This window comes from Acidianus ambivalens (genome assembly GCF_009729015.1).
Taxonomy (GTDB): domain Archaea; phylum Thermoproteota; class Thermoprotei_A; order Sulfolobales; family Sulfolobaceae; genus Acidianus; species Acidianus ambivalens.
Genome location: NZ_CP045482.1, coordinates 1337954 through 1358923 on the forward strand (window position 1 = coordinate 1337954; position 20970 = coordinate 1358923).

Here is a 20970-nt window from a genome sequence, read left to right on the forward strand (position 1 = left end):
TTTACCACTGAATTAATGATTTTCCATCTTTAAAAATCTTTATTATAAATGCATTTATACTCTCCATTTCAGCCCTTAATGACTGTACTGTTTTTGAGATCTCCTCATAACTGCCCCTATAGTAAATAGATATTAGAAATCTCGGATTTGCGTCATTAATTCTTGTGAAGCTGACTAGAGTATAGTTCCTATCTTCGACCCTACCTTTAGATATATTGAAACCTCTAACGTCCCAATCTTCGATCTTTGGCAACTTCAAGTCTAAATTCTTTTCATAATTTACGTTTAATTCTGCATAATCGACTCCAATATTTCCGCTCTCTCTTAAAGCTCTCACTAATTCTCCCGCAGACAACTGAAAGTTTCCGAACTCGTGGGATACAACGGTAAAAGTCCTTGGTTGGTAATATATGTCAGCAAAGTTCTTCTTAGCGAAACTGCCGTCTTCCAGCGGTATTATAACATATCCAGTAGCACCGCTTAATCTTATCTGGCAGACTGAATATCCCAGTCCGGCTAACCTTCCTGCCATAGCGTATAAATCCGGTTCATTATTCAGCCTAACTGTAAAATATCCTGTAAATCCTGAAGCGCTTATTTCACTCATATATTATTACCTCATCCCCTTTTACTTCTACATGATAAGTTTTCAAATCTCTCTTTGCAGGCCCGTCCACTACTTTCCCAGTTTTTATATCGAAAACACTACCATGCCACGGACACACTACCTTACCGTCATCGGTAAGGAATCCATCTTCTAAGGACAAGCCTGCATGAGAACAAAATGCTTCAATTGCAAAAAAAGATCCCTTATAATTTATGACTAGTACGGGTTTTCTCTCCCAAGGTTTTTGAGCGGGAAAGTAGTATTCTACCATGGACATTGGCGGAATTTCGTCTTTTTTTATAACTATTTTTTGTTGTGTAAGCATTTTAGTCATCAACTATTACACACTGGAGTTATTATATGTTCTAGCTTCTTGTTCTTACCTTTAATCTCGAAGTGAGCTGCACATACTAGACATGGGTCGAAACTTCTTATTGCTCTAAGGAAATCATATCCTACCCACTGATCTGGCGGAACTTCTTCCATTATTTTCGTGTTTATCACTGACATTTCGAAAGCTCCTATTGCTTGCCCGTTAATGCACCATGGACCATTGCAATTATTATCTCTTGGGCTGACGTTAGGCGTAGTTGGAGCTTGATACTGATAATTGGCTATAGTATAATCTTTAACTACCATCCAATGTCTTGAGGTACCTCTAGGCACTTCGTATTGCCCAACGCCTAAAGAGAATGACGGTTGCTTCCACGGCCTAGAAGTTTGAGGGCTGGATTGATTCTTCATATAAACTTCTAGAGCATACTCTAGATTGTCCCATGCAGTAAATATTGCAGCGGCCATATCGACAGCTCTACCAAGAATCCTGGACAAAGTAGTGGACTCGTCTGGCGGAAGCCATTCTACAGTCCAGGCTGGTCCTGCACCACTTGGTAAATCTGAAGGTAATTCAGATATTGTAGGTAACTCTATGGTTATTTGACCGTTCTTTACAATCGGACTATTTGGATGGTAATGTGCTACAGCGTGTAATCTTGCCCAGGGCCCTGTTTCGTAAGCCCACATAGTGCCATCTTTCCACACAAGTCTTGGTTCTGCGTCCCAGCTGTACTTATCCATAAAGTTCGGAGCCATGGGGTTAGGTATTGTAGTCTTATTCCATGGATGATACATATATAAATTAACTCCATCAGAGTCTTGAAGCCCCCAAGCTAACGTATTTCCTATAGGGTCTGTTTCTGTGAACGGCGAAGTTATCTTAGCCCAATCGTGATAGAATGAAGAGTTAACGAACTCCAACTGGGCTACATTAAGATCTATAAAGCTCTTGCTCAGTAATTCTCCATTCCTAACTATTGTAGCTCTGAATACAGTTTGAGGTCCTTCATCAGCGGTATTCGCTAAACTATCATAATTCTTGTATATGTCTTGGTAATTATCTCCTAGATTACTGTAGAGTACTGGACTTTCGTAACCGTAACTGCTTATATATGTGGGCTTTGCATAAGTTAATCCTTGCGTCTCGTAGTCACAATTATTTATTAAGAAGTTTGCCAGATCCATCCACGCTGCTATAACTACTTTAGTCCACGCTGTTAATTTGGTTAGCCTATACATGTACTGTGTGAATAACGATTCTCCTACTGATAAATCTGTACCTATTCCTCCCGGAATTAGCATTGGTGGATGGGAATGCCTTCCGTATATTAGTACTCCCGCCTCTCTAGCTATTATCTGGTATTTTACAGACTTTTGCCATAACCAACCAGTGAATGGATTTAGTGCAGTCATTATATCTGCTATTGTAGAAAATCCGTGAATATCTGAGTATTCTGCTTGTGTCTGTTGCGCCGCCTGCCAGCAAGATGGATAGTATTGTTGCATTACCTCAGCAGAAAAGTCTGGTCCTTCTAGCACGTTCAAGATAATGGAATGGTCGTATATCATGTCTGTCATCGCATAAGCTAAGTTCCTTAGAGCTTGACCTAGTGGATACGGTACTGCACCTAAGGCCATATCGTTTGCTCTAACTGATGCATTAGCGTGTGCTGCACCGCAGACTCCGCATGATCTCGAAACTATATGAACGGCATCTGGCGGTTGTCTTCCTCTTAGGAATACCTCGAATCCTCTGAACATTGTTACGTATGTGTATGCTTGATTATTTATGACTTGACCTGTATTTGGATCTACAGTTGCAGTCAAACCTAAATGACCTGCAACCCTTGTAATTGGATCTATTTTCATAGTTAAGGGATTAGACATGTATATTCACCTTATTTACAGGATACGGGGAATAAGAAAGAAAAAACGTAAAATCACTTTTTAGTCACCTTTATTCTATCTGCTAATAGCTCTATAATATGATTAACTTTGGCGTTAGCGTGGTAATAGTCTATGGAAAATCCTATACTCTCTATGCAAACGGGACAACCGGTTAGAACCTCTGAAGCTTTCACTTTATTTATTTCATTAACCTTAATTTTACCTGCCTTTATTAACGGCTCTAGAGTCGAGTCCAAGAACTTTTTATCCTTCTCGCTAATAGGTATACCTATAGCTTTAGCCATATTCTCAACCATACTAGCTAATCCGCAACCTCCTCCGCCTCTGCTACAGCAGAAGCTATTAACACCATGGCTTGGTAACTCCTTAAAATTCTTAGATAAAGCTTTCATTAGAACTCTGGGAGCTTCAAATACACCTCCTCTTCTTCCCAATTGACATGGGTCATGCCAAGTTATTACTTCATCTACTGGTTCTATCTCGAATTCTTTCTCTTCATACCACTTTGCAAGAAGTTCCGTAACGTGAACTACTTCATACTTTGGTTGCACTTTAAGAACTTCATGCATCGTATACCTTAGTGCTGGATACTCAAATCCTCCTGCAGTCAATAGAACATACTTTGGAGACATCTCAGTGAAATAAGCATAAACCCTCTTCATTACGTCTAATGCTCCTTCCTTATCTCCTATTACTAACCCTACCGGAGGTCTTATGCCTAAAGGTTTAGACATGAAAGTCCAATCCTTACCTAACATATCCAAGATCTTTGCAACCTTAATTAATACGTCTGGATATACCATAGCTTCGTAAATGCTTGCGTAAAACAATACCTCTGAATTCTTTTTGTCTAGCGGAATATCTTTCCCTACTGCTTCCTTCATTTTCGATATTAAATTGTTCCACGCGTCCCTAAACACTTGAATGTCCCAATATTTGCCTGAAACCTCAAGCTGTTCTATATCAGTATATATCTTTGGAGTCATTCCTGCCTTAAACGTAACTTGCCTTAGTAGATCTATTAATGCACCGCTATCAATAGCCATAGGACATACGAACATACAAGCTCCGCAATTAGTGCAGTGCCATGCATAATCTGCCATAGTTTCAGCTTCTTCCAAGCTAAGGTACTTCTTACTTCCTCCAATTACCCTTCCAATAGTTTTACCCCAGATTGTAAACCTAGGCCTATATAACTGCCTTGCTATTTCTGCCTTGTTTACTGGAGAGTATTCTAGGGAGGTTGGCGTGAATGGACATGCTGCTTCACATGCTTTACAGTTCACGCATGATTGTAAATAATATAATATTGTAGAATCTATCTGAGAATAGAATACGTCATCTATAGCTCTCTTTAATGCCTCTAAGTTTATTGTTTCCTGCTCAGTTACTGACATTTATTTCTCACCCCTCCTATATACCATGAAGTACCACTCCCTAACTTTGCCTAGGTAAAATTCGAACATATGGAACCCTCTTGTGAAAGGTAATGTTGCTATTATTATTTCAGCAACTAATATATGTGCCCCAAGTAAGTTATCGTACCAATAGACGTTGTCTGGTATATGTGCAGTAGCGAAAAATCCTAGCAATATGTCAATATACAATAAAACGAAGAACCACCAGTCGCCCGCCCTCAGAGATAATCCTTCTATTGCCAACAGTAGCTTATGACCTAAATAAACTCCTAAGAAGATTATAAGGAAGAATGTTAAGAATTGTCCATTAAGTATAACCGTTAATGGACCCCATATATCATTAACGAACAGTGTAGTTGAGGCGTGGTTAGGAGTGGTCAATGCTAATAGTCCGTCCTCAGAGCTTTCTGGAATTGCCAATGGGAATAATGCACTATATGGAGGAATGTAATAAGCCCAAAATATCATGTGCTGAGCTAGCAAGAATATTATTAGAACTAAGGCAACGTGGAACAATAAACCTGCACCAGTAGTTATAGGCTTTCTCTTTATCCCAACCCTGCTGGAATTTGCGAAAGTATTTACTAAAGCTACTATTTTATGCCCGCTACTCACTTGCCTCAGTTCAGAACTTGGATAAGGAATGAAAGGTTTTTGATAAGTCACTAAATATCTGAATATCCTATATGAAGCCCCTAAGAAGAAAAAGAACACTGTTGGAACGAAGAGATCTAAAGCTAATGGATATAACGAATTACCTACCGGATATGTAGCGTAAGGGATCTGCATTATGATCCCCTTAATTTTCCTTTTTGAACCATCTTTTTCTCTGCTATGCCTGCAGCTGCTCCTATTGCAATACCTCCCGCTATTAATCCTGCAGTCGTAAGCGTTGACGATGGTACTGGGACTTGTAACGGCTTATAGAAAGGTTCATATAAATCAGTGAATCCTGGCATTGTACAGCCTATACAGACTGCACCAGTCCTTGTAGGCCCTCCTATTCCTCCTACCCAACCGTATTTATTCCATGGGCAATTCGATACTGGCCCTTTACATCCTACTTCAAATAGACAGGCTGCAGTAGGTTGGCCTGGCTGTGTTCTAAATTCTCCTGCAGCATACCAGGCAGCTCTAGGACACTGCTCATGTACAGTATATTTAAAGAAGTATAGCGGCCTCCAATACTGGTCTAATTCAGGAAGAGGAGCTAATCCGCCAGCCCATAGTACTAGATTTGCTAAAGTCCTCATTATTCCGTTACCGTTTGCAGGACAACCTGGAACAGCTATTGCTGGCTTAACCGAAGCTGAGGGTGAAGGAGTTATGTCCAAATAAGCATTAGGATTCTTTACAAATGTATAGAATGGTGCAGCTCCGGCTTGTGCGTTTAAGTAGTTATCTTCATAGAATCTGCTTAATAATCCTTTATATCCTCTTAAAGGATCGTCGAAAAAGCCAATAGCTCCAGTGGGAGACGGAGACCAAGAAGGAGTTATAAACTTTGGCGGAGGTTGGTAAACCTTATCGGCTATTAGTCCCCCATAAGATGCACAATTACCTACTGTTAATACTGCAACAGCGTTAGGTAATAATTCTGCTACCCATTGATTTAACGTCTTTGGTCCCAGCATTCCGAAAAATCCAGGGTTATTGGGGTTGTATTGTTGTGCAGTATTTTCGTCTGGAAAACTACCTTCTATTACAAGAACGTATGGATTGTACTTCCCTGCTATTACGTCTTCTAAAATTTGTACTGCTTGCTCACCTTGTTGTGGCATAATAGATGGCCAGAAGGATATTTTAACGCTACCAGGACCTACTAACGGACTCGCTCCAAATAATACTTCCGCCACTGAAGGATCAGTAGCTTGTATGATTGCAGTTGTATTTCCTTCACAAGCTTGAGCTTCGAACCATACTATGTTCACATCGCCATTTTTTATCATATCGACTGCTTTAGTAACAGCCTTATCCCATTCCGGAGCAGTAAGCATTGTTGCAGTTAGTGCTAGCTTGAGAAAATCCCTTCTGGATATTTTGAATGACATGTTATGTTTGATTTACTGACTCTACTTAAATGCTTTTTGCACGAAAGTCTTCATTACACAAAATTAACTTTGTTAATTTGATTCTAAATTAACGGGGTATTACATTATACTAATTAAACTTTTCTAGTTAACGGGGTTTACCTATATTTTGCTAAATATTTCATTGATGTATAATACATTACAACTAAAAGTAAAGAATAGAATTATCATTATAGTAATTAAATGAGTTAATAGACCTTACCTCCATCTTTCCTAAACAAAGTTTATAAACTACTCAAGAGATGTTAGATTTAAAGGCGTAGAATATGTGGGGTAGTCCATCAGATTGGGCTGTAATAATAATAGTAGCTCTTATATTGTTCTTTGGCACAAATAAAATCCCAGAATTATTTAGATCAATGGGTAGAGCACTAGGGGAGTTTAAAAAAGGTAGACTAGAAGCTGAAATGGAGATGCAACAAATGCAACAACCAGGCACTGCAGTAGTAGCACAACAAGGAGATAAAGTTGCAGAGCTTCAGAAACAAATTGAAGAATTGCAGAAGCAATTGGAGCAACTAAAAAAGCAAGAAGCCCAAACCCAAAAGCAACAATAATAAATCATAAGTTAAAGACTAGAAATAAAAAGATACTGATTTTATTATTGTTATAATTTTTGTTTAGGTGATTAATTATGATAGGGAATATATCTGATACACTAGTATTAGTATTAATAGCCATACTGCTCCTGTCGGGTCAAAAGGACGTAGCTGGTACTGTAAGAAATCTCGGAAAAACCATTGAGGAGTTTAAGAAGAGGCAAAACGAATTTAAGACTGAGTTATTGAGAGAATTAAACGAAACTAACGAAATACCTAAAAGCATAGCAAGGGAAATTTCGTCAGAGGACTACTATAATAGATACTTAAAACCTACACAAGCTTCTAACGAAAAAATAAGGGAATTAGAAGAACAAATAGCCAAATTAAGGTTAGAATTAGAGAGGATGAAGAAAGGTGACGGAAAGAACTGAACTTAAAAGAGACGAAGAGAAGCCTCTTTTGTCGCATATTGCAGAATTAGCGATGAGACTAAGGAGAGGACTTATCAGTCTTTTTTTGGCATTCGTAATATTTTTTGCCTTTGGATATACTACTATAAATATTGGCGGATATACTGTTCCCATCTTATATCCTAGTTTATTTCACAGTTTAGCCGACAGTCTAATGTTATTTTTTATTCACCATGAGCTACCAAAAGGGATGGAATTACTTAACTTAAATCCATTCGATCCTCTATATGCCTCTGCATATACTTCTTTCTATTTAGCATTATTTATTTCCCTTCCAATAATTTTTAGAGAGTTATGGGGTTTCGTTTCTCCAGGGTTATATGAGCATGAGAAAAAGTTGGTTAAATATATAATATTCCCTGCCGCGTTACTTTTTGCTGCTGGTTCTCTTTTTGCTTATTTTATAATAGTTCCTTTGATGATGAAGTTCGTAGTTTTATATACCACAGCCTTGGGCGTTGAGCCGACGCTTAGTTTAAGAGCCTTCGTCTCAACTGTAGTTTCCCTTATGATGGTTACCGGAATAGCCTTCGAGTACCCACTAGCGATGTCGATACTAACTTACGTCGGAATGGTTAAGGCTGATAGCTGGAAGAAGAATTGGAGATGGGGAGTGATGGGAGCTTTTATCATAGCCTGGATTATTTCTCCCGGAACAACAGGAGGAGTAATTGAGACTACAATAGGAGTTATACTCTCAGTATTATATTTCGTAGGAGTAGCCTCAGCAAAAATAATAGAAAAAAGGAAGATCAAAAGGAATGAAGAAACAATACAAAGGTAAATATTTTTAAATCTCTCTTTCGGTTTTCTTTAATAACATTTTTTAATTTTTATCTCATACTTAGTCATATGAGCGACATAGATATTAAGATTAATGAGTACAAAAGGCTAATTAAAATAGAACCGAATAATGCATGGCATCACTTTCATTTAGGAGAGGCATTAGAAGAGAAGGGAGAACTAAATGATGCAATAGAGGAATACTCAAGAGCCGTAGAACTAGATCCGACTTTTCCAGATTTTCATTTTAAGAAGGCAGAAGCTCTACTAAAATTATCTAAGTTCCAGGAGGCAGTCCAAGTATACGATAACGCTATAAGAAAAGATCCTAAGGATGCGCACCTCTACCATTACTTTAAAGGAGAGATCTACGAAAAATTAGGTAAATATGAAGAGGCATTAAAAGAATATAATAGGGCAATAGAATGGTCCCCAAATAACTCTTGGTATAGGCAAGCGAAGATATACCTTTTAGAAAAAATGAATAGACTTGAAGATGCACTTAAAGAAGTAGACGAGTTGATTAAGATAGACAGTTCAGCCGTTAATCTTGAATTGAGAAAAGAGATCTTGGCTAAGCTAAAGAATAACAATAACATTAAAGTTTAATTTATTAATTTTCCACATTTTTCTGTTAAATTTTTTATATTTCTCTTTATTATCTATCTTCATGTCTTTTGAAGTAACGCTGAAGGTCAGGAGGTATTCCAAAGAAAAGGGAAGTTGGTGGCAAGAATATAAACTAAATGTTGATAGATTCACTACCGTTATAGAGGCATTAAGGAGAATAAAAACCGAACAAGATCCTACATTATCCTTTAGAGCTTCATGCCATATGGGAGTTTGCGGTAGTTGCGGTATGAAAATAAACGGAAAACCTAAGTTAGCTTGCAAAACGCTCATAGTGAATGAGGGGAAAAAGGAAATTACTATAGAACCCATGGATAACTTTCCTGTAATTAAAGATCTGATAGTCGACCTAGACTCTGTTTACAGAAAAATGAATAAAATAATACCAAGAGTTACACCCCCAGAGGAAGTAATTCAAGGTAAGGCTGAAACTAGACTAAAACCTGAAGACCAAAAAGAACTCTGGAGTTTCGCGCAATGCATAATTTGCGGCCTCTGTTATTCTGCTTGTCCGGTAGTTGAAACAAATAAAGACTTTCTGGGCCCTGCAGTACTTGCTATGGCATATAGGTTTTCAGCTGATCCTAGGGACACCCTAGGAAAGAAAAGACTGGAAATAGTAGACGATCCTATAATAGGCATATGGAATTGTAGAGTTGCAGGCTCTTGCTCAGTTGTATGCCCTAGAAATGTTGATCCTTCTTTAGCAATACAAAGATTAAAGGAGATGAGTATGAAATGATCTGGTTTTCAAAGTTAAATATCGAAAGACTTTTGGCATTGCTTCACAAGATAACAGGATGGACTATTCTAGGTTACTTAATAGTCCACGTAATTTTCGTAAATAGATTGGCCCATGGAGAATTAACGGAACCAGAGATCTTCAAATATTTTCTAGTGTTAATAGGCAGTGCAGTAGTATTTCATGCAATGAACGGTATACGTATAATATTAATAGAAACCGGGCATTTAATTCCCAAGCACCATATGGAAGAACCTTGGATTTATTATAAGCCTCACAGAATTTATATATGGATTATGGTAATAGTTACAATATTATCGTTCTTCATAGGACTTTACTTGGTGATAAGATGAGGGAATCAAAATTAAGGTTCTGGGGAGTATATATTACTGGGATAGTGACGCTTATACTACTCTCGGTCCATTTCTTCATGTTATTTGCAAATAATCTTAATTTCGATAATAGAATCTCAACACCAGTTGTTGACGAATATTTAAGTAATAGTGCATATTACTCTTTACTAGGCTTACTCTTAGTCGTGGCTTTCATTCACGGCTTGTTAGGAGTTAGGAGAAGTTTATATGACTTCGGGCTTAAAAAAGGAGTTAAAGACGTCATAATTGGCGGAATAATAATACTACTGATATTGCTATTTTTTTATTTTACTACCTAATGCTATTTTTATCCTAGTGAATAGCTTAGGGTAAATTCCCATTCCGAATCCCATGATTCCTCCTAACCAATGTTCTAAGAGTACATGTACTAAAAGTCCTCCCGGGAAAAGCAAGCCAGGAGCAGTAGCTGGTGACATAAAATTCACCGAACTCAACTTAGTTAGCTCCGCAAACATAGGATTTATCATTACAAAACTAAGAAAGACCATTAGAGCCCTTATTATAATGGACTGGAAAGTATTCCTTATCAAGAACAACATAAATCTATCAGAAATTGAAAGTAAGAACATCGTTCCATTAAATATGAAGGCAATTATCATGAAAACGAACGGTATTGGTATTAAAGGTTTCACTTTCGCCAGGAACATCATTTCCTTTATTTCATTATTACTTGCCAAAGCGAGCATTATACCCGAATAAAAAAGAAGAATTCCTTCTACTCCTAAAATTGCTTTTAGGATATATTTCTTGTTATACATAATTCCTTATATTATATAGTAAAATATATACCTTTTCTTTTTTCATAGACAAGAATTATTAACCATGGCGATAAAGATGAATTAATGATATCTAGGAATCTATTTAAGGGAAATTTAGTGAGCATGACAGCGTCTGTATTTATTCTAACTCTTCTTGTTCTCTTAGATATTAATGGTATAAATTACGCTTTTTCTAAAGTTTCTCAAGTAATAATGTGGATAATATGGTTTCTTTCAATTCCTTCTTATCTTTCTTATCGCTCTTCTTTATTAGAAAGGGGAGAAATTCTTGAATATTTAGCTCCTATAGCTATTGTTATCACTTTTGTTGGGCTAATTTTCTTATCTGTAGGAAAATTCCTAGGTATAGAGCTTATAGTTTTTGGATATATATTCGAGCCAATAGCTGGAGTCTCGATTTTTCTTACACTGAAGAAGGTAAGCGTGCTCTTCTCCTCGCTATTCTTTTACGGTGCAATAGTCTTTACAGCAGGGTTGCCTTTATTTTTAATTAATCTAGGGATAATATCTATTATAGGAGATATAATAAAGATGTTTGGCTTGGCATACTTTATATATAAATTTAAATAAATTTATTTTTAAATATTTATGCTATACTATTTATGAAAAGTTTAAATAAAAAGTGTCTCATATAAGCATAGAAGAATATTCTAGATATAAAGAACTTTATTTATAGGAGTAAAGATTAGATTATGGCAAAAAGATTTGATGTTAAAATTGAAGATGATAGGCTTATCGTATATAACTTATATACAGAGCCTCTATACATTAAGGAGATTACCATATCTTACGAGGTTGAGGTCATTACTCCTACCGGAGAAAAAGGAATAAAGAAGGTTAAACAAACGATACCCATAGAAAAGAAGGTAGTTAAATTCCTTGACGTACCCATTGTCTCTAGAGAAATTTCAGAAGTTAAAGTAATCTATATTGCAGGTAACGAAAAAGCTGAAGAAATTCATCACCCCTGAGTTTAACACATATTTTTTATAATCGCATATTCTTTTACGTTCTCGAAAGGTCTTCCTTCGCATTCGCAGAATTTCCCGCCCAGTTCGTATAAATTAAGCCTAATAGCTTGTATTACTGCGACGAAACCTTCTAAACCTATTACTAGTATATTTCCTAAGATTAAGATAATTATAGATACGGGATTACTTAAGATTCTCCAAGTATCTAAAGTTCCCGCCAGCATAACAGCAATAAAGGAGAATGCGTAAAGGATGTAATAATGGGATAAACCTAAAACTAGGAGTCTTATGAAGGATATAACGTTAGATATGACAAGTAGAAGAGGAGAAAAGAACCCTTCTATAAAGCCTTTAAGTAATGCATTTTTTAAGCCTTCTCTAATGTTAATATAAATGTGCGAGATCCATCCGTATATTTCACCTATAAAGAATATTATTATAGATATAAAGGAAACTAAATAAGAGCCATAAAATATTGGACTATACAAATGCATTACTGTATAAAGCAATGCTCCTAGCAAGTTATATGTGTTAATAAAATACTTATAAGGGTTATAAAATCCGTAAATGAAAATGATCGTAGGAGATAAGTAAACTATAAAGTTAGGTATCTTATTATACAAGATATCTTCCTTAGCGCTTTTAAGGTGTGAATTATAAATTCCGAGGCTATTAGCTATCAATGTTAAAATTATACCGATAAGTATAGCTATAATTATTGCGTTCTGAATACCGTATAAGGGCTGAGAATATTGACCGAAGGGTATTATAGAAGAAAATATCTTAGAAACGTCTGGAGGAACTGGCCAGTAATAGTAAAGCGGACCTATTGTTGATTCATTGGATTGAGGAACTAATTCTTTTGTACCTTCAACGAATAACGGTCCGAAGAATTCTCTCAATAACATACCTATTATCATTGACAATGCACTTGAATAGGCTAAAACAATTGATATGTCCTTAAGTTGTTGATTATTCTTATTTTTAGCGTATTTATAGAATAAAATGGAAAAAAGTAATAATATTAGACCGTCTCCAGCGTCAGGAAACATGAGAGCAAAGAACAAAGGGAAGGTTATTGCGAAAAGGAATGTAGGATCTACCTCCCAATAAGATGGTGTGCCGTAAATGCCTACTATGCTCTCAAATGGTCTCATAAAGTGAGGAACAGAAGAATATGTAGGGGGAATTTCCTTACTTCCGAACCTCTTTGGTCTCTCAAAAATTATCAAAGCGTATTTAGACATAACTCTCAGGAATTCGTCCTTTCTCTTTTCCCTTATATAACCTTCAAGATAAGCGTAATATTTACTAAATCTTACCGAAGTAAGTATTTTAAGAATTTCTTTTAATGTGAGTAACTTATTATAATCTTCCATTATCCTCTTTTCTATAGCCTTTCTTTCGGTGTTAAGCTCTTTATGCAGTTCAGTAATTTCGTGAATTACTTTATCGAGTTCTATCAATTTCTCTTCGGATCTAGTTTCCTCAATCTCGTCGTAAAGTCTTGCCCTCTCATCTAGGTATTTGTTATAGGAGAAAATTTTCTGATAAATTGAATCTATAAATTTACTTTCAATTCTAAATTCCTCAAGATTTTTCTCTATTCCATTAAATTCTACTATTCCCTCTTTTTTATAACCTATATTAAAGAAATCTATAATCTTAGATACTTCGTCGAGCATAGTGTTTACAAAGGAAACTTGCTCCATGTATGATGCCCTTTCAAAATATTTTCCTTCTTCCGGTTGGAAATCCCCAAACTTTACAATACAAGCTGAAATTTGCTCTGTAAGATCGCTAGGAAAAAGCATGTAGACCTTTAGCATTGGTTCAGGAATTATCACATGTTATTATTCAGCTTTAAAGAATAAAAACGAACATATTGGCGTTGATTTATATCACAAAAATTAATTATTATAATTATAAAACACTAGTTATACCCTAAACCTACCTTAAATATGTATTTAAATATGCAAATTAACAAAGTTAATGATGTTTTATATAAGACCATATAAGTGAAGCTTTTTAAACTGTTTTCCTAGAAAATCGTTATGAATGAAATAAAGGTATCTAACGAGGAACTACAGAGAATATATAACGACCTTCCAGAGTTTTACGATAGGGCAAACGCAATGATCTCATTCTTTCAAGATGTGAAGTGGAGGGCTGAACTAATAAAGACTGTAAAAAGTTATTGCAATAATCCTAAAAGAATACTTGACGTTGCAAGCGGAAAAGGAGAATTATCGTATGTAATTTCCAAGTTAATGAAGACAGAAATAGTAATGGTAGACTATGCCGAAAACATGTTAAAATCAAGTTTAATTGAAGGAGATAAAGTCCTCGCATCTTTCTATAATTTACCTTTTAGAGACAACGTATTTGACGCAGTAGTAAGCAGTTTCGCTCTTCATGCAGCCGACGATATAGGAGCAGTAGTAAAAGAGATGACCAGAGTATCAAGAAAAGTAGTTGGAGTAATTGCCATGGGTAAATCTGATAATTGGTTGCTCAGAAATTACGTTGCGTTCTATCTTAGGTTTATCCAACCTTATTTAGCCGCACTTGTGGGAGCTAAACCTTTGGATTACAAATATATTTATTATATTTATAGAAAGATCCCTACTAATTCACAATTAAAGAGTATTATAAGCAAGATATTCGATCTAAAGGTCTTTAAAGTTAAAGCTTTGGGTTCTGTTTACATTTTTGTAGGCTTAAAGAAAAGAACTGAGGAAAAGGAAGGCGAAAAAAGTATAGAAAATGAAGAAAAAATTGCTTAGCTTTCAGCTTGAACTTCTATTTCCCATTTTTGTCCATATGCAGCACTAGCTCCGTTTGCATCGTAGACTTTTACTATGTAAGTTCCAGGAGGTATATGGAACGGCATATTAAGTATAACAGTAGCGTTTTGACCCAGCGGAACGAGTAATGCAAATCCAGTACTATGGGCGGGATGTAAGGAAAACTCGTTATGAATATCGCTCTTTGGAATATGCCCAAGTTGGTTTGCGTTCCATTGATAGACTACAGTACCGTTAGGATAAAGTACTTGAACTAAAACGATAAACCCTCCATACGTGTCTGGTCCGTCAACTCTAGATATTTGTAGGAATAATGTACCGTTTGTGTACAACCTAGTTCCAGCTAAGCAATATCCTACAGTCTTAGACCAGTTAGTTAAGTGCGTTAAACCTTGAAAGTCTATTTGATACAAACCCAATGTCACTCCTGTAGCGAAAATAAATGCCAGAATTGCTATTGTAGAAATTAGCTTTTCTGTATCCATTTGCATCACCATAAAGGTATATAATATTTCCAGATTTTGATGCCTTTCTTGTACTTATTATATAAGAGCTGATCTACAGATAGCCATCTACTGCCCGTAAACACAAACATAAAAGCTCCGGCGCCTTCTACTGCAGCAATCTGCCATTCATCAACGCAAGTAGTTCCTAACCATCCTCCTCCTAAGCCTATACCCCATGCTAAACCCGCTAAGACTAGACCAGAAAGTCTAGTTAATAATCCTAACATCATTAATAGACCGAATATCGCCTCAAGTACTGTGAACATTATTAGAAAATCGTATAGTAAAGGCGGATTTTCTAAAACACTTATTAGTACTCCTTTTACTGGTCCCCAAGCGTGAGGTAAAAAAGTTATTAGCTTACCTCCTACATAGGCTGAGGATGACGGATTAAGTTTTGCGGGAACATTAATTGTTCGTCTTACAAACGCTGAAAAGAACATCCAACCTAGTGTTACTCTCATTATTGGTAGGAATTTTTGCGTAGTATCTACTGTAGTTTGGGCCATTTCTCCCACAAGTTTTTAATATAGAAATTTCAAGTTTTAACTTTTTATTATGCATAATTTTAAAAATCATGTTAATCCATGTTAACGCAAATTCACGGATAATAACTAAAAAACAATTTTTAAGTTATATAACATTTTTTGCTATACTGATGGCTTATACTTTACTTAAGATTTTTTCTTAACATAAGCTTCTTACTATGTTCACTTAGAGTTCTTAATTTAAGTATTAAATGTTTTACCAAAATTATATTGAAATTAACTCTGTTAAAAATGGAGACCTAACATTTTATGAATAAAAAGATTTATCAATAAAGTAAAGAGTATCCCACATGGAAAGCGAAAAGACAAAACATGAGCTAAGAATATCTAGGAGGGATTTTCTTAAAGTTTCTGCTATAACAGCTGCTGCGGCTGCCGCAGGATATGCCGCTTCAAAGAACTTCGTATTCGATATTTTCTCGCCTCCTGTTAATGATGAACAACTACAGCCAGGATGCACATATTCTTATGTACCCAACATGTGCGGAATTTGTTCATCAGTTTGCGATATACTTGTAAATGTAGAACAGAAAGGTAATTATATAAGAGCTATAGAAATAGATGGAAATCCATTATCAACGCTTAATTACGGAAAACTGTGTGCCAGAGGTAGGAGTGGTACACTAATTACATATAACAAGGATAGATTGAAGAAGCCATTAATAAGGACAGGACCTAAGGGAACATGGGCTTTTAAAGAGGCCGAATGGGATGAGGCAATCCAGTATATATTACAAAAATTTAAAGAATTAAACGTGCAACCTTGGGAAATTGTATTAAGTGGCGGTGCAATACCATGTGCTAACTATAGACCAGAATTCATACCTTTTACATTTGCATCACAAATTCCAACAATAGCTGGAAGCCCTATGCAACCTTGTTTATTTGGCGAACATTTAGGAATGAATTTGACTATTGGTACTTTTGATATTCACGGTGACGAATTAGCTGATGACTTTCATCACTCGTCACTTATTGTAATATGGGGAAATAACGGTAATCCTGCAGGAATTTTTGTTAATAAAGGATCAAGATTAGGTAAAGGCTTGGCTAATGGAGCTTTTGTGATAGTCCTAGATCCTAGACAAAGCGAGGCAGCTTCGAAAGCTGATTTATGGATACCAGTGAAGCCTGGAAGTGACCTTGCAATTGCTATGGGATTAATAAAGTATTTAATAGATAATAATTATTACGACGACTATTTCACAAGATATCATACAAATGCGCCGTTCTTAGTATACCAAGAAAATGGCGTGTATGTTCCATATACTGCAAACTATGAGGACGGAACAGTTCAAGCTTTTTATGTGTATGACGAGATATCTCAAAGTATTGTCCAAGTTCCACCTTACACTAATACTAACATGTATTCAGTCAATGGACAGACAATAAGACCTGCACTCAGAGTTCAGAACTTAACTACTCCTGATGGTAAGCAATTGATTACAGTATTTCAAGCTTTGGAACAAGCAGTCTCTCAATTTACAATAGATTATGTAGCACAAATAGCTGACGTTGATAAGTCATTAATTGAAGAGTTCTACTTCAGAGTCGGCACGATGAGGCCAATAGATTTCGCTACTGGTCAAAAAGGACAAGAAGGATCTTATACAACTATGTGGAGAAAGGCTATAGGTATAATTATGGCCTTAACAGGGAATATTGACGTCAGAGGAGGTTGGGTATATAGCGGTGATCATAGGGAAAACGCAATTCAATTATTCCAAACTTACACATCCATGGTAAATTCAGGCCAAGTAAAGCCTGGAATTTTAATACAGAGACCTCAAGTGCTGATGTCTGTCCCAGTGCTTAATTTACCTGGGCAAATGATGCAATACGTTGCTACTGCACTAGCTTTTTGTAATCCATCGTTCTGGCAGCACGGTCATCCTGGAGTATGGTGCGCTTATAATAGTACATTAACATCTCAAGGTTTAAAACCAGCAGCAGCGTTTGCACTCTTCCCAGATGCTGGAATATATGAAGCAATGCAGGGTCAAGTTCAGTGGAATGGACAGCCTTATAATATTAAGGTTATAATGACTTGCTGCGTAAATCCTGCTAAAAATATGCAAGAATCCAATTGGAAACAAATATTACAGAATGCCTTCGTAGTTATGATTGATATATTCCCAATGGATACTGCATTATATGCTGATGTAATTTTACCAGATGCAACGTATATTGAAAGAGAAGAACCTATAACTGCTAGAGGTGCTACTACGGACTCTGGATATAGGAGGAGATGGCAGGCCATTCCAAGAGTCTATCCTTACACTATTCCAGAATTGGATCTATTCGTCCTTCTATCATATAAACTAGGATTCTTCGAGCAGTACGTCACTTGGATGGCAAACTCTATTGGACTACCGGCAGATCAATTAATACAGGCAATGCAAAATGAAATGATGCCGTTCATTCAATATCTGGAGAAATATGGCACATATCCTAGATGGGGGGAATTTGTAGGAAAAGCTTTTACTGACGTCCAATCTCAAATTATTGCACAAAAGCTTAACACTACTCCAGAAGACGTACTTAATAGACTAAAAACAGAAGGAGTAATAACTGTAAAGACCTTTGAAGATTATGTTCAAAATAACGAAAGGATACCATGGAATATACCTGCTGGCTTACCAACTGGCAGAATAGAAATATACTCAACAATACTATACTATTACGTCATCCAGAACTTTGGCTATGATCCGACCTGGGATCCAATTCTTGCATATATCCCGCCCAACTGGAACGCAGGATATGCCGTAACTCCCGGTCAATTCGTCCAACCTCAGCCCCCATATAATGATCCAACATTTAAGCCGACTCCTCCTGAAATGTTCTATATAGAGTTTAAGATACCTCCAATAGCCTATATTTTCACCACTAATGTGCCCATCTTAGAGGCAATAACTTCAAACAGTTATCATACTAATATTTACCAATTTGCTTGGATTAACAAAGAGACCGCTCAAATGCTGGGAATAAATGAAGGAGATTGGATAGCAATAATAAGCAAATTAAACGGAGCAAAGCTAATAATGAGAGCGCACTTAACTGAATGGATAAGACCGGATACAATAGGTGTTCCAGAACCTTGGGGACAGAATAACCCTGCACTAACTTATTCTACCAGATCTTTAAAGAACTTTGGAAACAAAGGAGTAACTTATATATGGCCACAAAGTTATGATCCTCTTACGGGTCATAGGATGGCTCAGCAATTCACTGTACTTGTGAGGAAAGCTACTCCAGACGAGATAAGTGAGTATACTCAATTAGCACAAGTTCAAACTCAAGATACCATTCCTTCCCAGGAAAACATTCCTGGGAATTATTCAACTTAAGGTGGTGAGAAAAAATGACTGAAAATCCTTATTTGGCTTTTGGAAATAATAGGTCATGCAAAAACTGGGGATTCGTAGTAAGAGTAGACCAGTGCTTAGGTTGTATGGCATGCATGGCTGCATGTGCTGTAGAAAATCAAACACCGTTCTGGGAAGAATTATGGAGAACTCATGTCGAAGACCTAGAAGTAGGAGAATTCCCTAACTCTCAAAGGATGTTCATACCTAGACTATGTATGCAATGCGAAAACCCACCGTGCTATTACGTCTGTCCAACCGGTGCTACTCAAATTGTTGATGGAGGCATAGTCGTTGTTGATGAATACAAATGCATGGGTTGCCTATACTGCGTTGAAGCATGCCCATATGGGGCTAGGTATTTCTACACTTATGACGACATTCAAAAGGCCAAGGAATACTACGGAGATAACTTAATTCACGTAGTTCCACACGTAGATAAGTGTACGTTCTGTTATGGCACTGCTCCTGATGGCACTTATACACCAGCATGTGTAAGGACGTGTGTAGGTGGGGCAAGAGTTTTCGGTTGCTTAGATGATCCTAACAGTGAAGTTTCAGTACTAGTGAATACTGGACAAGCTGTAGTCCTTAATCCTCAACTTAATGTACAACCTAAGGTATTTTATGTTTTTAATAAGCAATCTGGAAGATATGCTCAAGGAGGTGACAACTCTTGAATATTAAATTATGGGCTTGGACAATAGTCTTTATCCTAATAGGCGGGGGTATAATGTTTTATGGAATGAGCTACAATCCCTTAGGATGGTTCCAGGGCTTTGTCAGCTTTACTGAGCCTAACGATGAGCCTATACCTTGGGGACTTCTGGTAATAGGTTATATCTTCTTCGGAGTTATAGGAACTGGCGTCAGCACATATAATTCCCTTTATGAGTTATTTAATAAAAATCACAAGGAGAAAAATCCGTTCGATAAAATAAAGCTTAGGAACGAATGGCTAGCTTTTGCAGTACTAATACCAGGCTGGATAATGGTATTTGCGTCTACATATAAACCAGCTGAAGCACTTTACATTTACTTAAGCTTCAGAGATACTTCGAGAATAGCCTGGAACGGAGTCCTATACGCGTTAGTTGGAATAGGCATAATAGCTGAAATATTAGCATTAATAGGAGAGAAAATAAAAGAAGAAGGGAAAAGAGGATATTTAGATAGGTTCTTAGCATGGTTGTCTAGCAAAACTTCCTTCGAAATTCCGGGATTGCTAAAAATAGTTGTAGATATTGACGCCTTGATTGTAGGTTACGCAATATTAGCTGAATTAATACTTGACGCTAACCTAGGCTCAGTATTTGGCTACTTATCAACTTGGGTATATGAGTTCGGACCATTCATGTCAATACTACTTGTCGTAGCGTCATTCTATGCCGGCATTGCCATGATTTCATTCATTACACCACTATATTCATGGTTAAGAAAACCTTCTGTAGTCTCTCCGCCTTCAGCACAACCAATAGCTACGCATTCCTTAGGAAGTGGTAATGTCGAGCCTCAAGAAGATAATATAATGTTTAAAATACTAGCCAGAGACGGATTATTAGCCACAATAAGCATAGGCTTTCTAGTCCTATGGTGGGTTTGGCTAACTGCAACAAATCAAGAGACGTTCCCGTGGGCTCAATTATTATTAACCGGAAGCTGGAGCCTATACTTCTGGATAGGATTAGTATTGATAGGAATAATAATACCTATTGCACTATACTCAGTAGCGTATAAGAAAGAAAGCAAGGGATGGTTATTCGCTTCCTCAATATTCGCTTTACTTGGCTGGTTTATGTTAATAACTATTGCTGACGTAATTCCTCAAGCAATAAGTTGGTATTATTCAGTGTCTCCTATAACCCCTCCAGGATCTACTTGGGCTTACGAACTAAGAAGTAACTTTAATGGAGTCTCACAATTTACACAGCTACCTTTCGCAATAAGCCAATACGATCTAGTATGGTTTGCAGGCTCTGCACTATTCTTGCTTGGAGTCTACACATTAGGGGTATTATTACTACCGCTGGAAGAGGAAGAAAAACCCAAGCACGTTTGGATATTTAAGTGATA

At 36.7% G+C, this 20970-nt stretch carries 23 protein-coding genes; 13 read left to right on the top strand and 10 right to left on the bottom strand.

Annotation, left to right across the window (positions count from 1 at the left end):
- Nucleotide 1 precedes the first annotated feature (1 nt).
- From D1866_RS07775 to D1866_RS07800, 6 genes are read right to left on the bottom strand one after another with little or no spacing between them, the layout of a single operon-like run.
- Nucleotides 2–607, bottom strand: coding sequence for a hypothetical protein (locus tag D1866_RS07775; protein WP_152943510.1), 606 nt, complete (start codon nucleotides 605–607; stop codon nucleotides 2–4).
- Nucleotides 600–941, bottom strand: a complete 342-nt coding sequence (locus tag D1866_RS07780) for a Rieske (2Fe-2S) protein (RefSeq protein WP_152943508.1) — start codon at nucleotides 939–941, stop codon at nucleotides 600–602. Before D1866_RS07780 ends, D1866_RS07775 begins: the two co-directional genes overlap by 8 nt.
- A complete protein-coding gene (locus D1866_RS07785) occupies nucleotides 941–2830 on the bottom strand; it encodes a nickel-dependent hydrogenase large subunit (protein WP_152943506.1) in 1890 nt (629 codons plus the stop codon). The genes D1866_RS07780 and D1866_RS07785 overlap by 1 nt, the downstream gene beginning before the upstream one ends.
- 53 nt (nucleotides 2831–2883) lie before the next feature.
- Complete coding sequence (locus D1866_RS07790; protein WP_152943504.1) at nucleotides 2884–4248, bottom strand: (Fe-S)-binding protein; 1365 nt, start codon at nucleotides 4246–4248, stop codon at nucleotides 2884–2886.
- Nucleotides 4249–5058, bottom strand: a complete 810-nt coding sequence (locus D1866_RS07795; protein ID WP_152943502.1) for a hypothetical protein — start codon at nucleotides 5056–5058, stop codon at nucleotides 4249–4251.
- A complete protein-coding gene (locus D1866_RS07800) occupies nucleotides 5058–6320 on the bottom strand; it encodes an NADH-quinone oxidoreductase subunit B family protein (protein WP_152943500.1) in 1263 nt (420 codons plus the stop codon). The genes D1866_RS07795 and D1866_RS07800 overlap by 1 nt, the downstream gene beginning before the upstream one ends.
- Before the next feature lie 305 nt (nucleotides 6321–6625).
- Here D1866_RS07800 and D1866_RS07805 point away from each other — a divergent pair, with 305 nt between their 5' ends.
- The 7 genes from D1866_RS07805 (at nucleotide 6626) to D1866_RS07835 (ending at nucleotide 10199) form a co-directional block, all read left to right on the top strand.
- A complete protein-coding gene (locus tag D1866_RS07805) occupies nucleotides 6626–6916 on the top strand; it encodes a twin-arginine translocase TatA/TatE family subunit (RefSeq protein WP_152943498.1) in 291 nt (96 codons plus the stop codon).
- A 77-nt stretch (nucleotides 6917–6993) separates the two neighbouring features.
- A complete protein-coding gene (locus D1866_RS07810; protein WP_152943496.1) occupies nucleotides 6994–7332 on the top strand; it encodes a twin-arginine translocase TatA/TatE family subunit in 339 nt (112 codons plus the stop codon).
- Complete coding sequence (gene tatC, locus D1866_RS07815) at nucleotides 7316–8155, top strand: twin-arginine translocase subunit TatC (protein ID WP_155861125.1); 840 nt, start codon at nucleotides 7316–7318, stop codon at nucleotides 8153–8155. The genes D1866_RS07810 and tatC overlap by 17 nt, the downstream gene beginning before the upstream one ends.
- Before the next feature lie 68 nt (nucleotides 8156–8223).
- A complete protein-coding gene (locus D1866_RS07820) occupies nucleotides 8224–8763 on the top strand; it encodes a tetratricopeptide repeat protein (RefSeq protein WP_152943494.1) in 540 nt (179 codons plus the stop codon).
- Nucleotides 8764–8824: 61 nt separating this feature from the next.
- A complete protein-coding gene (locus tag D1866_RS07825; protein ID WP_152943492.1) occupies nucleotides 8825–9526 on the top strand; it encodes a succinate dehydrogenase/fumarate reductase iron-sulfur subunit in 702 nt (233 codons plus the stop codon).
- Nucleotides 9523–9879: a succinate dehydrogenase/fumarate reductase transmembrane subunit gene (locus D1866_RS07830; protein WP_152943490.1), complete on the top strand. Its 357-nt coding sequence runs from the start codon at nucleotides 9523–9525 to the stop codon at nucleotides 9877–9879. The genes D1866_RS07825 and D1866_RS07830 overlap by 4 nt, the downstream gene beginning before the upstream one ends.
- A complete protein-coding gene (locus D1866_RS07835; protein ID WP_170254157.1) occupies nucleotides 9876–10199 on the top strand; it encodes a succinate dehydrogenase/fumarate reductase transmembrane subunit in 324 nt (107 codons plus the stop codon). The genes D1866_RS07830 and D1866_RS07835 overlap by 4 nt, the downstream gene beginning before the upstream one ends.
- On the opposite strand, the gene D1866_RS07840 is transcribed toward D1866_RS07835, so the two are convergent.
- A complete protein-coding gene (locus D1866_RS07840) occupies nucleotides 10176–10679 on the bottom strand; it encodes a hypothetical protein (protein WP_152943486.1) in 504 nt (167 codons plus the stop codon). The genes D1866_RS07835 and D1866_RS07840 overlap by 24 nt on opposite strands.
- A gap of 84 nt (nucleotides 10680–10763) precedes the next feature.
- Here D1866_RS07840 and D1866_RS07845 point away from each other — a divergent pair, with 84 nt between their 5' ends.
- A complete protein-coding gene (locus tag D1866_RS07845; protein WP_152943484.1) occupies nucleotides 10764–11270 on the top strand; it encodes a hypothetical protein in 507 nt (168 codons plus the stop codon).
- A gap of 122 nt (nucleotides 11271–11392) precedes the next feature.
- On the top strand, nucleotides 11393–11671 hold the full coding sequence (locus D1866_RS07850) for a hypothetical protein (RefSeq protein ID WP_152943482.1): 279 nt from the start codon (nucleotides 11393–11395) through the stop codon (nucleotides 11669–11671).
- A gap of 2 nt (nucleotides 11672–11673) precedes the next feature.
- On the opposite strand, the gene D1866_RS07855 is transcribed toward D1866_RS07850, so the two are convergent.
- Complete coding sequence (locus D1866_RS07855; RefSeq protein ID WP_152943480.1) at nucleotides 11674–13518, bottom strand: V-type ATPase 116kDa subunit family protein; 1845 nt, start codon at nucleotides 13516–13518, stop codon at nucleotides 11674–11676.
- A gap of 207 nt (nucleotides 13519–13725) precedes the next feature.
- Here D1866_RS07855 and D1866_RS07860 point away from each other — a divergent pair, with 207 nt between their 5' ends.
- Entirely contained in the window at nucleotides 13726–14457 is a 732-nt protein-coding gene (locus D1866_RS07860; RefSeq protein ID WP_152943478.1) for a class I SAM-dependent methyltransferase, read from the top strand.
- Here D1866_RS07860 and D1866_RS07865 read toward each other — a convergent pair.
- Together D1866_RS07865 and D1866_RS07870 are read right to left on the bottom strand one after the other, a co-directional pair.
- Nucleotides 14454–14963 (bottom strand): TQO small subunit DoxA domain-containing protein, encoded by a 510-nt coding sequence (locus D1866_RS07865; RefSeq protein ID WP_231136274.1) that lies wholly within the window; start codon nucleotides 14961–14963, stop codon nucleotides 14454–14456. The genes D1866_RS07860 and D1866_RS07865 overlap by 4 nt on opposite strands.
- A 5-nt stretch (nucleotides 14964–14968) precedes the next feature.
- Complete coding sequence (locus tag D1866_RS07870; RefSeq protein ID WP_152943546.1) at nucleotides 14969–15493, bottom strand: TQO small subunit DoxD; 525 nt, start codon at nucleotides 15491–15493, stop codon at nucleotides 14969–14971.
- A gap of 329 nt (nucleotides 15494–15822) precedes the next feature.
- Between D1866_RS07870 and D1866_RS07875 the strand changes: the two genes are divergently transcribed.
- Genes D1866_RS07875 through nrfD form a run of 3 tightly spaced genes read left to right on the top strand, consistent with a single transcriptional unit; the run spans nucleotide 15823 to nucleotide 20968 of the window.
- Nucleotides 15823–18879 carry a molybdopterin-dependent oxidoreductase gene (locus D1866_RS07875; protein WP_152943474.1) on the top strand — a complete coding sequence of 1019 codons (3057 nt, stop codon included), beginning with the start codon at nucleotides 15823–15825 and terminating at the stop codon, nucleotides 18877–18879.
- Nucleotides 18880–18893: 14 nt separating this feature from the next.
- A complete protein-coding gene (locus D1866_RS07880; protein ID WP_152943472.1) occupies nucleotides 18894–19577 on the top strand; it encodes a 4Fe-4S dicluster domain-containing protein in 684 nt (227 codons plus the stop codon).
- The gene (gene nrfD, locus D1866_RS07885) at nucleotides 19574–20968 is read left to right on the top strand and encodes an NrfD/PsrC family molybdoenzyme membrane anchor subunit (RefSeq protein ID WP_152943470.1); all 1395 of its coding nucleotides are present in this window, start codon (nucleotides 19574–19576) and stop codon (nucleotides 20966–20968) included. The genes D1866_RS07880 and nrfD overlap by 4 nt, the downstream gene beginning before the upstream one ends.
- The last annotated feature ends 2 nt before the right edge of the window (nucleotides 20969–20970 follow it).

Excerpts from the sequence above, each read along its gene's own strand:
- D1866_RS07775 (WP_152943510.1), bottom strand. The coding sequence starts at position 607 with ATGAGTGAAATAAGCGCTTCAGGATTTACAGGATATTTTACAGTTAGG.
- D1866_RS07780 (WP_152943508.1), bottom strand. The coding sequence starts at position 941 with ATGACTAAAATGCTTACACAACAAAAAATAGTTATAAAAAAAGACGAA.
- D1866_RS07785 (WP_152943506.1), bottom strand. The coding sequence starts at position 2,830 with ATGTCTAATCCCTTAACTATGAAAATAGATCCAATTACAAGGGTTGCA.
- D1866_RS07790 (WP_152943504.1), bottom strand. The coding sequence starts at position 4,248 with ATGTCAGTAACTGAGCAGGAAACAATAAACTTAGAGGCATTAAAGAGA.
- D1866_RS07795 (WP_152943502.1), bottom strand. The coding sequence starts at position 5,058 with ATGCAGATCCCTTACGCTACATATCCGGTAGGTAATTCGTTATATCCA.
- D1866_RS07800 (WP_152943500.1), bottom strand. The coding sequence starts at position 6,320 with ATGTCATTCAAAATATCCAGAAGGGATTTTCTCAAGCTAGCACTAACT.
- D1866_RS07805 (WP_152943498.1), top strand. The coding sequence starts at position 6,626 with ATGTGGGGTAGTCCATCAGATTGGGCTGTAATAATAATAGTAGCTCTT.
- D1866_RS07810 (WP_152943496.1), top strand. The coding sequence starts at position 6,994 with ATGATAGGGAATATATCTGATACACTAGTATTAGTATTAATAGCCATA.
- D1866_RS07820 (WP_152943494.1), top strand. The coding sequence starts at position 8,224 with ATGAGCGACATAGATATTAAGATTAATGAGTACAAAAGGCTAATTAAA.
- D1866_RS07825 (WP_152943492.1), top strand. The coding sequence starts at position 8,825 with ATGTCTTTTGAAGTAACGCTGAAGGTCAGGAGGTATTCCAAAGAAAAG.
- D1866_RS07830 (WP_152943490.1), top strand. The coding sequence starts at position 9,523 with ATGATCTGGTTTTCAAAGTTAAATATCGAAAGACTTTTGGCATTGCTT.
- D1866_RS07835 (WP_170254157.1), top strand. The coding sequence starts at position 9,876 with ATGAGGGAATCAAAATTAAGGTTCTGGGGAGTATATATTACTGGGATA.
- D1866_RS07840 (WP_152943486.1), bottom strand. The coding sequence starts at position 10,679 with ATGTATAACAAGAAATATATCCTAAAAGCAATTTTAGGAGTAGAAGGA.
- D1866_RS07845 (WP_152943484.1), top strand. The coding sequence starts at position 10,764 with ATGATATCTAGGAATCTATTTAAGGGAAATTTAGTGAGCATGACAGCG.
- D1866_RS07850 (WP_152943482.1), top strand. The coding sequence starts at position 11,393 with ATGGCAAAAAGATTTGATGTTAAAATTGAAGATGATAGGCTTATCGTA.
- D1866_RS07860 (WP_152943478.1), top strand. The coding sequence starts at position 13,726 with ATGAATGAAATAAAGGTATCTAACGAGGAACTACAGAGAATATATAAC.
- D1866_RS07865 (WP_231136274.1), bottom strand. The coding sequence starts at position 14,963 with ATGGATACAGAAAAGCTAATTTCTACAATAGCAATTCTGGCATTTATT.
- D1866_RS07870 (WP_152943546.1), bottom strand. The coding sequence starts at position 15,493 with ATGGCCCAAACTACAGTAGATACTACGCAAAAATTCCTACCAATAATG.
- D1866_RS07875 (WP_152943474.1), top strand. The coding sequence starts at position 15,823 with ATGGAAAGCGAAAAGACAAAACATGAGCTAAGAATATCTAGGAGGGAT.
- D1866_RS07880 (WP_152943472.1), top strand. The coding sequence starts at position 18,894 with ATGACTGAAAATCCTTATTTGGCTTTTGGAAATAATAGGTCATGCAAA.